We start from the raw sequence: 13,347 nt of genomic DNA on the forward strand, positions 1-13,347 counted from the left end.
GAACCCCCACATGAAGTTCACCGACGGCTACTGGCTGCTGCGCGAGGGCGTCACCGCGGCCCACCCGGTCGAAGTCCTCGACGTCACCGCCACCGAGGGCGCGCTGGAGATCCACGCGCCCACGCAGCCCATCCGCCACCGCGGCGACCTGCTGAAGGGACCGGTCGTGACGATCAGTGCCCACTCCCCGATGCCGGACGTCATCGGCCTCACCTTCACCCACTTCGAGGGCGAGCAGCCGCGCGGCCCCCGATTCGAGGTGACGAAGGAGGAGTTCGCCACCCACACCGAGTACGACGAGGAGCACGCGACCCTCACCTCCGGCGCCCTGTCGGTCCGGGTGGCCCGCACCGGCTCCTGGCACGTCGACTTCCTCGCCCACGGCCGCACGCTCACCTCCAGCGGCCCCAAGGGCATGGGCATCATGCGCGACGCGGACGGCGCCCACTACCTGCGCGAGCAGCTGAACCTCGCCGTCGGCACCTCGGTCTACGGCCTCGGCGAACGCTTCGGCCCGCTGGTCAAGAACGGCCAGATCGTCGACATCTGGAACGCCGACGGCGGCACGGCCACCGAACAGGCCTACAAGAACGTCCCGTTCTTCCTCACGGACGCGGGCTACGGCGTCTTCGTCGACCACCCGGGCAAGGTCTCCTTCGAGGTCGGCTCGGAGACGGTGTCGAAGGTCCAGTTCAGCGCCGAGACCCAGCAGTTGACGTACTACGTCATCCACGGCCCGGACCCGAAGGACATCCTCCGCAAGTACACCGCCCTCACCGGCCGCCCGGCGCTCCCGCCCGCCTGGTCGTTCGGGCTGTGGCTGTCGACGTCCTTCACGACGTCGTACGACGAGGAGACGGTGACGTCGTTCATCGAGGGCATGCGGGAGCGTGAACTGCCCCTGTCGGTCTTCCACTTCGACTGCTTCTGGATGCGCGAGTTCAACTGGTGCGACTTCCAGTGGGACCCGCGGGTCTTCCCCGACCCGACGGGCATGCTGTCCCGGCTGCACGACCGGGACCTGCGGGTCAGCGTCTGGATCAACCCGTACATCGCCCAGCGCTCCCCGCTGTTCGCGGAGGGCAAGGCGCTCGGACATCTGCTGAAGCGGCCCGACGGCAGCGTGTGGCAGTGGGACCTGTGGCAACCGGGCATGGCGCTGGTCGACTTCACCTCCCCGGCCGCCCGGGACTGGTACGCGGGCAAGCTGGAGGCGCTGCTCGCGCAGGGCGTGGACTGCTTCAAGACGGACTTCGGCGAGCGGGTGCCGACGGACGTGGCCTGGGCCGACGGCTCGGACCCGGAGCGGATGCACAACTACTACACGTACCTCTACAACCGCACGGTCTTCGACGTGCTGCGCAAGCACCGCGGCGAGCAGGAGGCGGTGGTCTTCGCCCGCTCGGCGACGGCCGGCAGCCAGAAGTTCCCGGTGCACTGGGGCGGCGACTGCGAGGCGACGTACGAGTCGATGGCGGAGTCGCTCAGGGGTGGCCTCTCCCTCGGGCTGTCGGGCTTCGGCTTCTGGAGCCATGACATCGGCGGCTTCGAGGGCACACCGAGCCCCGCGCTGTTCAAGCGGTGGCTGGCGTTCGGCCTGCTGTCCTCCCACAGCCGGCTGCACGGCAGCTCCTCCTACCGGGTCCCGTGGCTGTTCGACGAGGAGTCGGTGGACGTACTGCGGCACTTCACCCGGCTGAAGCTCAGCCTGATGCCCTACCTCTACGAGGCCGCCCGCACCGCCCACACCGAGGGCACGCCCGTCATGCGGGCCATGGTCCTGGAGTTCCCGGACGACCCCGGGTGCGCGCATCTGGAGCGGCAGTACATGCTCGGCCCCGACCTGCTGGTGGCGCCGGTGTTCTCCGACGACGGGGAGGTGGCGTACTACGTGCCCGAGGGCACCTGGACCCACCTCGTGGGCGGCGGGACGGTGACCGGGCCGCGCTGGGTGAAGGAGAAGCACGACTTCATGAGCGTGCCGCTGCTGGTCAGGCCGGGCGCGGTGATCCCGGTGGGCGCGGTGGCCGACCGGCCCGACTACGACCACGCCGACGGGGTGACCCTGCACGCCTACCGGCTGGAGCGGGGCGACCGGGTGGTCGTCCGGGTCGGGGAGGTCGCCTTCACCGTCGTACGCGAAGGGGACACCCTGCGGGCGTCGTGCAGCGATCCGTCGGCGCCGTGGGGGCTGACCGTCGGCGAGCGGAGCGCGCGGGCCGCGGCGGGCACCGGCTTCCTCTCGCTGGAGCTGGACTGATGGTGAAGATCACCGACGTGGCGCGGCACGCCGGCGTCTCCCCCAGTACGGTCTCCTACGCCCTCAGCGGCAAGCGCCCCATCTCCGAGGAGACCCGGCAGCGCGTCGAGGCCGCCATCCACGAGCTCGGCTACCGCCCGCACGCGGGCGCCCGCGCCCTGGCCAGCAGCAGATCCAATGTGCTGGCCCTCGTCGTGCCCTTGCGGGCCGGCATCCACGTCCCGGTCGTCATGCAGTTCGCGGTGTCGGTGGTGACGACGGCCCGGCGCCACGACCACGACGTACTGCTCCTCACCCAGGAGGAGGGCGAGGACGGGCTGCGACGGGTCGCCGACACCTCGCTCGTGGACGGGTTCATCGTCATGGACGTCCAACTCGACGACCCCCGCAAGCCGTTGCTGCGCTCCCTGGAACGGCCGTCGGTGATGATCGGCTTCCCCGCCGACGCCGAGGGCCTGACCTGCATCGACCTCGACTTCAAGGCGGCCGGCGAGGCGTGCGTGGAGCATCTGGCACGGCTGGGGCACCGGGTGGTGGCCCTCGTCGGCTCGCCGCCGGAGGTCTACGTCCGCCAGACCGCGTTCGCCCAGCGGGTGGTCCAGGGCTTCACCGCCGCCGCCGACCGGAGCCACCTCTCCTCCTCCGTCCACCCCTGCGAGGCCACGCCCGCGGCCGCCCGCGAGATCGCCGAGCAACTGCTGCGCGAACAGCCCGCGTTGACCGGCGTCGTCGTGCACAACGAGGCGATCCTGGAGCCGCTCGTCGAGGCCTTCGAGCAACTCGGCCTGCGCGTCCCCACCGACCTGTCGATCACCGCGATCTGCCCCGACGAACTCGCCGAGAACCTCCGCGTCCCCGTCACCTCCGTCGCCCTGCCGTCCGCCGAGGTGGGCGAGCGGGCCGTGGAGCTGCTCATGCGCAAGCTCGACTCCAGGACCGTGCCCGAGGCCACGCTGCTGCCGCCCCGGATGACGGAACGCGCGAGCACGGCACCGCGCAACACGCCCTGAGACGACCCCCGTTGATGCAAGGCCCTACTCGAAGGAGCCGCTTGATGAAAGGCAGCAACAAGAGACGCAGATCCACGCTCGTGGTGGCGCTGGCCCTGGTCGCAGGGCTCGGCGCCACCGTCCCCGCGCACGCCGAGGACCCCGCGTACCCCTTCCGGGACCCGTCCCTGACCGTGGACCAGCGCGTCGACGACCTCCTGGACCGCCTCACCCTCGACGAGAAGATCTCCCTCCTCCACCAGTACCAGCCCGCCATCCCCCGCCTCGGCATCCAGTCCTTCCGCACCGGCACCGAGGCCCTGCACGGCGTCGCCTGGCTCGGCGAGACCACCGTGTTCCCGCAGGCCGTCGGCCTGGCCTCCAGCTGGGACCCGGCCCTGATGGAGCAGGTCGGCTCGGCGGTCGGCGACGAGGCGCGCGGCTTCCAGCAGGAACGCCCGCCGGGCTGGGGCCTCAACCTCTGGGCGCCGGTGGTGAATCCGCTCCGCGACCCGCGCTGGGGCCGCAACGAGGAGGGCTACAGCGAGGACCCCGAGCTGACCGGCGCGCTGGCGACGGCGTACGGCGAGGGACTGACGGGCGGCGACCCCGACCATCTGAAGACGGCACCGACCCTCAAGCACTACCTCGCCAACAACAACGAGTGGCACCGCACGACCACCTCCTCCGAGCTGCGCCCGCGCGTCGCGAAGGAGTACGACGAGGCGGCCTTCAAACCGGCGATCGAGGCGAACGCGGCGACCGGCGTGATGTCCTCGTACAACCTCGTCAACGGCCGCCCCGCGACCGTCAACCCGGACCTGGACGAGGTCGTGCGGAAGTGGACCTCCTACGACCTCCTGAACGTCACCGACGCCGCCGGCCCCGGCAACCTCCACGGCGACCAGAAGTACTACCCGAGCGTGGTCGAGGGTGACGCGGCCGCGATCAAGGCCGGCATCGACAGCTTCACGGACAACGACGCGAACTCCTCGATAACCACCGACGCCGTCAAGTCGGCGCTGGAGAAAGGCCTGTTGAAGGAAGCAGACGTGAACGAGGCCGCCGGGCACATCCTGTCCGTGCGCGTCCGGCTCGGTGAGTTCGACCCGGGCGGCGGCAAGTACGGCTCGATCGACAAGTCCGTCATCAACAGCCCCGCCCACCAGCAGCTGGCGCGCAAGGCGGCGACCGAGGGTGCGGTGCTGCTCAAGAACCAGGCGGGCGCGCTGCCGCTGAAGAAGTCGCAGAAGGACGTGGCCGTGGTCGGCCCCCTCGCCGACACCCTCTACACCGACTGGTACTCGGGCACGCTGCCGTACGCGGTCACGCCCGCCGAGGGCATCGCGGCCAAGCTCGGCACCGATGTCGCGACCAGCGAGGGCGTCGACCGGATCGCGCTGAAGAACGCGGCGACGGGCAAGTACGTCACGGCGGGGACGGACACGGACGGCGAGCCGTTGAAGGAAGCCGAAGAGACCGGCACGGCAACGCAGTTCGACGTCTCCGACTGGGGCGGCGGCGTGGTCACCCTGCGCTCGGCCGCCAACGGCAAGTACGTCGGCTACAACTGGAGCAGCTTCGTCAACGACCAGGTCCAGCCCGGCGGTTGGTTCGCCCAGCAGCAGTTCGGGCTGGAGCAGCAGAGCGACGGCACCTACCTCCTCCGGTACGCCGGTTACGAGACCGAGGAACCCTGGTGGGGCAACCCGGTCTACCTCGGTCCGACCGGCACGGACGGCACGCTCGGCCTGGTGGCCAAGGAGCAGGCCGCCCACTACACGAAGGACGTCGTCCGCAGCGGCGTCGACGAGGCCGTGGCCGCCGTCAAGGGCAAGGACTCGGCGGTCGTGGTCGTCGGCTCCAACCCGGCGATCAACGGCCGCGAGGCCCACGACCGCACCGACATGGGCCTGGCTCCGGCACAGGAAGCCCTGGTCAGAGCGGTCCTCAAGGCCAACCCGCACACGGTCGTGATCGTCGAGAACAGCTACCCGACCACCCTCGGCGCCCTCCAGCAGGAGGTCCCGGCGCTCCTGTGGACCTCCCACGCGGGCCAGGAGACCGGCAACGCCCTGGCGGACCTGCTGTACGGCGATGCCAACCCGTCGGGCCGCCTCACCCAGACCTGGTACCGCTCGGAGTCGGACCTCCCGTCGATCCTCGACTACGACATCATCAAGTCCGACCGCACCTACCAGTACTTCAAGGGCAGCCCGCTCTACCCCTTCGGCCACGGGCTCTCCTACACGTCCTTCCGCTACGGCCCGCTGAAGCCGGTGCCCGGCGGCTACGAGGTCAAGGTCACCAACACCGGCCCCCGCTCCGGCGCCGAGGTCGTCCAGCTCTACGCCCACCAGCGCGTCTCCCGCGACAAGCAGCCCCTGAAGCAGCTGGAGGCCTTCCAGCGGGTGACGCTGAAGCCGGGCGAGACGAAGGCGGTCAAGCTGAAGCTGACGAAGAAGGACCTCGCGCACTGGGACGTCACCCGCTCCAAGTGGGTGGTGGAGAGCGGCACTTACGACATCCTGGTGGGCTCCTCCTCCGCCGACATCCGCGCCCGCACGACCTGGCAGGTGTCCGGCGAGACCATCCCGGCCCGCGATCTGACCCGTACGACCCGCGCCGAGAACTTCGACGACTACGAGGGCACGCGTCTCGTCGACGAGTCGAAGGAGCGGGGTACGGCGGTGGGGGCCGCGGCAGGCAGCGCGTGGCTGAAGTTCGCGGACGCCCGACTGGGCTCGGGCGCCGACGAGTTCACCGCACGCGTGGCCGGCGCCGCGGGCACGGTCGAGGTCCGGCTGGGCTCCCCGACCGGCACCCTCGTCGGTACGGCGGCCTTCGGCGGCACCTCGTCGCCGTACACCTATGAGACGGTGACCGCCGGTCTCTCGCGGGCGGCGAAGGGCCGTACCGATGTGTATCTGGTCCTGAGGGGGGAGGGCCTGCGCCTGGCGATGTTCAGTCTGCGCTGAGACCGCCGCGTGGCGCAGGCCCGATGCCTCGAACTCCCTGAGCGGGTCGGGCGAAGTCCGCTGCGGCTCACCCGCGCCCCAAAGGGGCGCGGGGCTGTATCCATGTGCGGCTCCGCCGCGGGGCGCGACCAGCCACGGCGGCGCCGCAGACAAACGACGGCCCATCGCCGTACATCCAGCGAAGCGCTTAGCAGAGCACGGGCTTGCGCCAGGCGCACTCGAGGTCGCCGCCCCGGGCCGACTTCGGCTCGACCAGCGTGGCGGCCTCCTCGGTCGACTTCGCGAGCGTGACCACGATGGCGTCCTCCAACGGCTTCACGGAGGACGCCAGGTAGTTGTTGAGGACGATGCTGAAGACCAGTTCACGGCCGTCGGCGCCCGTGACGTACCCGGAGAGCCCGGACGCCCCCGTCAACGAGCCCGTCTTCGCACGGGCGTTGAGCGCGGCGGGCGTCCCGCACATCCGCGAGCGCAGGGTGCCCCCGACGAACCGGTCCGGATCACAGGCGACCGGCAACGAGCGCTCCCAGTCCGCGTACCAGGGCTCGGCGCGCACGGCGAGCAGCAGCTTCACGAACTGGACGGCGGGGAAGTTGTCCCTGCGCGACAGCCCCGACCCGTCGACCTGCCGCACCTTGGTCACGTCGACGCCGACGCCCTTGAGGTATCCGGTGATCGCGGCGAGCCCGGCGCTCCAGGTCCCCTGCTTCGACACCTCGTACCCCATGGCCTTGGTGAGGATCTCGGCGTGCATGTTGTTGGAGAGCTTCATGAACGGGACGAGCAGGTCCTTGAGCGGCATGGAGTCGTGCGTGGCCAGCCGTTTGGCGGTGGCCGGAGTCTGGCGTCCCGGCCGGGTCGGCCCGGTGACCTTGACCCCGTGGTCGGCGAGCGCGTCCCGGAAGACGGCGGCCGCGTATCCGGTGGGCTCCCACACGGTCGCCCACTGCTTGGTACCGGCGCCGCCCACGGGCGTCGTACCGCTGACGACGATCCTGTTGGTGCCGTGCTCGCGCTCGACGGAGAGGGCGTTCGCGCCTCCGGCGGCCACCGTCGTGGCCCGTACGTCGATGTCGACGTAGTCGGTGTCGGGCGTGACGGTGACGACGGGCTTGTCCCCCGCCGCCGCGCCCGGTGCGACCGTCACGATGACGGTCCCGGTGTCGTAGTCGGTGTCCGGCGCCACGCTGAGCGCGCTGATCTGCGCCGCGTAGTAGTAGGGCTCGTCGTCGTTGGCCCAGTCGCTGCCGAGCCGCTGGGTGTCGAACCGGGTGTCGTCGGCGATCAGCCGGCCCTCGACGCGGGTGACACCGGAGGCGGCGACCTGCGCGGCGAGCTCGTCGTAGTCGGCGGCGAGCAGGGTCGGGTCCCCGGTGCCGCGCAGATACAGATCACCGCGGAGCACGGACCCGTACCGCCGTCCGCCGGCCAGCACATCGGTGGTGAACCGGTGGTCGGGGCCGAGGATCTCCATCGCCGCGGCCGAGGTGGGCAGCTTGGTGTTGGAGGCGGGCATCAGACGCGTGCTCGGCAGATGCTGGTACAGCACCTCACCGCTGGCCGCGTCGGCGACGACGACACTCGCCACCCCGCCCTCCATCCGGGTGTCGCCGAGGACGGTGTCGATGGCCTCGGGCAGACCGGAGCGGTCGGCGTCCGCTCCGGCCGGTGCGCCGGGGCCGAGGAGGGCGGCGGCGAGCGCCACGGTGACGGCCCAAGTCCACTTGGTTCTATGGGGGTTCATGGCAGCCGAGCATTCCGGATCTCGGCGCCCGTCACCAGAACGCGTCTCAGCCGTTCAGCCCCCACGCGGCACCCATCCGGTGGGCGGCGCACAGATTCACGTCGAGGATGTACGCCCCGGCCGTCCCGCACTGCTCGCTCCCGCTCCCGGGGTCGACCGGCTGCCCGTGCCCCATCCCGGTGACGCTGTACGTCTCCACGACGGCGGCACCGCCCGCGTCCCGGTACGTCCTGTGCGGATACCCGGCGACGGTGTCGCTGACGTCCGCGGTCTGATCGGTCCCGTGCACATCCGTCCACTGCTCGACCAGGTCGGTCATGTTGACGGGCTTCACGGTGTAGTCGGCGCTCCCCTGGAAGGCGACCAGCGTCGGCCAGGGCCCGGCGTACCCGGCCCGCGCCGCCCGCACCCGGTCACCCCACTGGTCCGGCGTCTGCGTGGCCCCGACGTACATGCACACATACGGCGACCCGGCGGCCTGCGCACACCCGTACGGCAGCCCGGCGACGATCCCGCCCGCGGCGAACTTCTCCGGGTACGCGGCCATCATCACGGCGGCGAACCCGCCCCCCGCGGACAGCCCGGTGACATACACCCGGCCCCCGGCGACATCGGCGACCTGCCGGTCCACCATCTGCGCGACGGACGCGGCCTCGCCCTGACCGCGCGCGATGTCGCCGCTCTGGAACCAGTTGAAGCAGAGCGAGGCGTTGTTGGCGGACTGCTGCTGCGGCAGGACGACGGAGAAGCCCCAGCGGTCGGCGAGCTGCGTCCAGCCGCTGCCGGTGCCGTATCCGGAGGCGTTCTGGGTGCAGCCGTGCAGCGCGACGACGATGGGCCGCCCGGCGGGCAGCCCGTCGGGGACGTACCGGAACATGCGCAGGGCACCGGGGTTGGTGCCGAACCCGGTGACCTCCTGGAGGGAGGCGGCGGAGGCGGGCGCGGGCGTGAGGAGGACGGCGAGGAGGGCCGTCAGGACGGTGAGCAGGGTCGCGGCTCTGGTCTGTGTCATGAGGAGGGACCGTAGAAGCGTGAACGACCCGTCGATATGGGTCCGCACACCACAACAGGCGCGCCGGCCATGGTGGCCGGTCCGGCATGACAAAGGCCCCGCCACTCGAAAGCGGCGGAGCCTTTGCCCACATGGGGTTGTCCCCTGAGGGACGAGTGGAGATGGCGGGAATCGAACCCGCGTCCAACGGTGCGGAACCAGGGCTTCTCCGTGTGCAGTTCGCTGTGATTTTCTCGGCCCCGGCGATCACGCGAACAAGTCGCCGACGGGCCCAGTCACTGTTTGATTTCCCTCTTCACCCCGTGACCGGGATCAAGGTTTAGTCCCCTAGCTGATGCCAGGATCCGGGTCGGGAACAGCCCCGGGCTGACACTCCCTTAAGTAAGGGGCAGTTGCCTAGTTACCTGAGATCAGGCAGCGAGGGCGAACTGCGTCGCCTTGGGAGAATCGCTCTTGATAGTGGCGATTATTTTTTTCGGCCTGTGGTTTACGAGATCATGGCCGCTTCCTCGACACGCTTCCCCTGCCTCGACATCCGCTGTCGAAACCGATCATCCCCATGTTGTTTTTTCAAAGCATGCACCTTCGGTGAGGTGCACGGCCCATCCTACGTGACCAACGTACGACGGTGCCAGCCTATTCCTACTGGCCCCGCTGCTTCCGCTTCGCCGCAGCGATCGCCCGGTCCGACTCCCGCCGGTCCTGCTTCTCGCGCAGGGTCTGCCGCTTGTCGTACTCCTTCTTTCCTCGCGCGAGCGCGATCTCGGCCTTGGCCCGGCCGTCCTTGAAGTACACGGCGAGGGGCACGATCGTGTGACCCGTCTCCTGGGACTTGGACTCCAGCTTGTCGATCTCCTCGCGGTGCAGCAGCAGCTTGCGCTTGCGGCGCGCGGAGTGGTTGGTCCAGGTGCCCTGCGCGTACTCGGGGATGTGGGCGTTGTGCAGCCACGCCTCGCCCCCGTCGATCTGGACGAAGCCGTCGGTCAGCGAGGTCCGCCCCTGGCGCAGCGACTTCACCTCGGTGCCGGTCAGCACGATGCCGGCCTCGTAGGTGTCGATGATCGCGTAGTCGTGGCGGGCCTTCTTGTTCTGGGCGACGATCTTCTTCTTGCCGCCCTTCTCGCCGTCCTGCGCCTTCGCGCCCCCGCCGCCCTGCTTGGGCTGGGACTCCTTCGGTACGTACATTCCCTTGCTCATAGTGCCGTCCATTTTCGCACTACGGAGGGGGTGCGGGGGAAGTCGTTTACGACTGGGGGCCCAGCCCGCTGAGCACCGTCTCGGCCCGCTCGATGACCCGCTGGTCCGCGTCCAGGTCGGGCGTGATGCCCTTGCCGTCGACGCCCCGCCCGGAGGGGGTGCGGTAGTGCCCGACGGTCAGCTCGGCGACGGAGCCGTCGGGGAGTCTGCTCGGCATCTGGACCGAGCCCTTGCCGAAGGTGCGGGAGCCCACGACGACCGCCCGCCCCCGGTCCTGCAGTGCGCCGGTGAGCAGCTCGGCCGCGCTCATCGTGCCGCCGTCGACGAGCGCGACCAGGGGTCTGGTGGTGTCACCGCCGGGTTCGGCGTGCAGGGCCTGCTGGGCGCCTTCGACGTCGTACGTGGCGACGAGGCCGCCGTCGAGGAAGGCGGAGGCGGCGGTGACGGCCTCGGTGACCAGGCCGCCGGAGTTGCCGCGCAGGTCGAGGACGATGCCGGAGGCGGCGGGGGCCTGGCGTACCGCGGTGCGGACGGCGTCGCCGGAGCCCTTGGTGAAGGAGTCGATCTTGATGACGGTGATTCCGTCGGCGAGTTTTCGAACGGTGACCGACTCCGTGGACAGACTGGCCCGGCGCAGGGTTTCGGTCCACACGCGCGTACCGCGCTCCAGCCCGAGCGTCACGGTCGTACCGGCGGCCGCGTCCTTGGCGTCACCGCGCAGTAAGGAGACCACCTCGGTGACCGGCCGTCCGTCGACCTTCTCCCCGTCGACACTGCGCAGCCGGTCCCCGGCCCGGACCCCGGCGGCGGCCGCGGGCGACCCCGCGCGCACCTTGGTGACCTCGATACGGCCGTCCCGCTCGCGCCGGGCCCACAGCCCCACGCCGGTGTACCGGCCGTCGAGGGCCTCCTCGAACTCCTCGTACTCCCCCTGGGAGTACACGGCCCCCCACCGGTCCCCGCTCCGGCTGACGGCCCGCTCGGCGGCCTCCATGGGCGACTTCCCGGCGGCCATCGCCTCCTCGGCGGCCTCGGCGACCTTCTCGTGATGCCCGGCCGGAGCGGTTGAACCGCCCCTGTCCTGGGCCGTTTTCCGGTCGCCTTCGGGCAGCGAGCCCGTCGCCGCCCCCGCGACCAGCACACTCGCGAAAACCAATGTCAGGGCCGCCCCGCGGCCGAAGCGGCGGGGCTGACAGAACAGGTCTCGGCCTGACATGCGGGTGAGTCTAGGACAACGCGAAGGGCCGCACGGTCGGTTGACCGTACGGCCCTCTTGGCGTGTGTCACACCTTCAGGTACTTGCGCAACGCGAAAAACGCCGCCATGGCAGGCATCAGAAGGCTGGTCGCCAGGATGAGCGGGAGTTTCGTCAGTACGGCGTCCCAGCCGATGAAGTTGATCAGATTCAGCTTCTCGGAGAGGGCCAGGCCGTGGTCGATGATGAAGTACCGGGCGACCACGAGGAATCCGCAGGCGACCGTGCCTCCGATCAGCCCGGCGACCGCGGCCTCCATGATGAACGGGGCCTGGATGTAGAAGCCCGAGGCGCCGACCAGGCGCATGATTCCGGTTTCGCGCCGGCGGCTGAACGCCGAGACACGCACCGTGTTGACGATCAGCATCAGGGCGACGACGAGCATGAGCGCCATGACCGCACGGGCGGCCCAGTTCATGCCGTTGAGGAGGCCGAAGAGGTTGTCCAGGATGCCCTTCTGGTCCTGCACGGACTGCACCCCGTCCCGGCCGTCGAAGGCGGTCGCGACGACCTGGTACTTCTCCGGGTCCTTCAGCTTGATGCGGTACGACTCCTGCATCTGGTCCGGCGTGAGGGAGGCGGCCAGCGGGGAGTCGCCGAACTGCTCCTTGTAGTGCTTGTAGGCCTCGTCCTGGGACTCGTAGGTGACCTTCTCGACGACCGACATCTTGTCGAGGTCGCCGAGGATCTCCTTCTTCTGGTCCGCGGTGACCGCGCCCTTGGCGCAGTTGGGGTCGGACTCGGCATCGCTCTTGTTGCAGAGGAAGACCGAGACGTTGACCTTGTCGTACCAGTAGCCCTTCATGGTGCTGACCTGGTCGCTCATCAGGAGCGAACCGCCGAACAGGGCCAGGGACAGGGCTACGGAGACGATGACCGCGAAGGTCATCGTCAGATTGCGGCGGAGACCGACACCGATCTCGGAGAGTACGAACTGGGCGCGCATGGCGACGGGTTGAGCCTTTCCGTGGACGTGTGCGAGGTACCGGTCAGTGCTGGTAGCCGTAGACGCCGCGCGCCTGGTCACGGACGAGGCGGCCCTGCTCCAGCTCGATGACGCGCTTGCGCATCTGGTCCACGATGTTCTGGTCGTGCGTGGCCATGACCACGGTGGTGCCCGTCCGGTTGATCCGGTCGAGCAGTTTCATGATGCCGACCGAGGTCTGCGGGTCGAGGTTGCCGGTGGGCTCGTCGCAGATGAGCAGCTTGGGCCGGTTGACGAAGGCCCGCGCGATCGCCACGCGCTGCTGCTCACCGCCGGAGAGCTCACCGGGCATCCGCTCCTCCTTGCCGCCGAGCCCGACGAGGTCGAGCACCTGCGGCACGGACTTGCGGATCTCGCCCTTCGACTTGCCGATGACCTCCTGCGCGAAGGCCACGTTCTCGGCGACCGTCTTGTTCGGCAGCAGCCGGAAGTCCTGGAACACCGTCCCCAGCTGGCGCCGGATCTGCGGCACCTTCCAGTTGGAGACGCGTGCGAGGTCCTTGCCCAGGACGTGCACCTGACCGTGGCTGCACCGCTCCTCGCGGAGGATCAGCCGCAGGAAGGTGGACTTTCCGGAGCCGGAGGACCCCACGAGGAACACGAACTCGCCCTTCTCCACTTCCAGGGACACATCCCTGAGTGCGGGGCGGGTCTGCTTGGGGTAGACCTTGGAGACGTTGTCGAATCGGATCACGGATGCACCACGGTTGGCCGGGGGTAGATGAGCGTGACCATACGCGACCCGGGTGCGCAAGCGCAGGCACCGGGAGGGGTTCAGAGGGGCTTGTACCTTTTTATTCCGCTCCAGGTGAGGTACCTCTGCGAAATCACCCCTCCGACGGTGCTCGAGCCGATTCCACAGGAACCTGGCACAGTAGAGAAGGGAACGTTCTGCGACCCGAGGACGTTGAACCCCAGAGGGACCCC

The 13,347-nt window shown here is 69.7% G+C and carries 9 protein-coding genes and 1 other RNA gene; 3 read left to right on the forward strand and 7 right to left on the reverse strand.

All coding sequences use genetic code 11. From position 1 onward, the window contains the following. Positions 1-10: 10 nt before the first annotated feature. From yicI to PH203_RS43735, 3 genes are read left to right on the forward strand one after another with little or no spacing between them, the layout of a single operon-like run. A complete protein-coding gene (gene yicI / locus PH203_RS43725) occupies positions 11-2,260 on the forward strand; it encodes an alpha-xylosidase (RefSeq protein WP_289927877.1) in 2,250 nt (749 codons plus the stop codon). Beyond that, positions 2,260-3,270, forward strand: a complete 1,011-nt coding sequence (locus PH203_RS43730; protein ID WP_289927878.1) for a LacI family DNA-binding transcriptional regulator — start codon at positions 2,260-2,262, stop codon at positions 3,268-3,270. Before yicI ends, PH203_RS43730 begins: the two co-directional genes overlap by 1 nt. A 44-nt stretch (positions 3,271-3,314) precedes the next feature. After that, positions 3,315-6,227, forward strand: a complete 2,913-nt coding sequence (locus tag PH203_RS43735) for a glycoside hydrolase family 3 protein (RefSeq protein ID WP_289927879.1) — start codon at positions 3,315-3,317, stop codon at positions 6,225-6,227. A 187-nt stretch (positions 6,228-6,414) separates the two neighbouring features. Here PH203_RS43735 and dacB read toward each other — a convergent pair whose 3' ends face one another. From dacB to ftsE, 7 genes are all read right to left on the reverse strand, one after another. Further along, positions 6,415-7,971, reverse strand: a complete 1,557-nt coding sequence (dacB, locus tag PH203_RS43740) for a D-alanyl-D-alanine carboxypeptidase/D-alanyl-D-alanine-endopeptidase (RefSeq protein WP_289927880.1) — start codon at positions 7,969-7,971, stop codon at positions 6,415-6,417. Positions 7,972-8,017: 46 nt separating this feature from the next. Next, entirely contained in the window at positions 8,018-8,983 is a 966-nt protein-coding gene (locus PH203_RS43745) for a PHB depolymerase family esterase (protein ID WP_289927882.1), read from the reverse strand. A gap of 153 nt (positions 8,984-9,136) precedes the next feature. Next, positions 9,137-9,542, reverse strand: a transfer-messenger RNA (tmRNA) gene (gene ssrA, locus PH203_RS43750). Positions 9,543-9,625: 83 nt separating this feature from the next. Beyond that, a complete protein-coding gene (gene smpB, locus PH203_RS43755) occupies positions 9,626-10,168 on the reverse strand; it encodes an SsrA-binding protein SmpB (protein WP_289927956.1) in 543 nt (180 codons plus the stop codon). A gap of 58 nt (positions 10,169-10,226) precedes the next feature. Next, on the reverse strand, positions 10,227-11,396 hold the full coding sequence (locus PH203_RS43760; protein ID WP_289927883.1) for a S41 family peptidase: 1,170 nt from the start codon (positions 11,394-11,396) through the stop codon (positions 10,227-10,229). 67 nt (positions 11,397-11,463) lie between these two features. After that, the gene (gene ftsX, locus PH203_RS43765; protein ID WP_289927884.1) at positions 11,464-12,381 is read right to left on the reverse strand and encodes a permease-like cell division protein FtsX; all 918 of its coding nucleotides are present in this window, start codon (positions 12,379-12,381) and stop codon (positions 11,464-11,466) included. A gap of 43 nt (positions 12,382-12,424) precedes the next feature. Then, complete coding sequence (gene ftsE / locus PH203_RS43770; protein WP_059192143.1) at positions 12,425-13,114, reverse strand: cell division ATP-binding protein FtsE; 690 nt, start codon at positions 13,112-13,114, stop codon at positions 12,425-12,427. Positions 13,115-13,347 lie beyond the last annotated feature (233 nt).

Source organism: Streptomyces sp. S.PB5, from assembly GCF_030403745.1.
GTDB lineage: Bacteria > Actinomycetota > Actinomycetes > Streptomycetales > Streptomycetaceae > Streptomyces.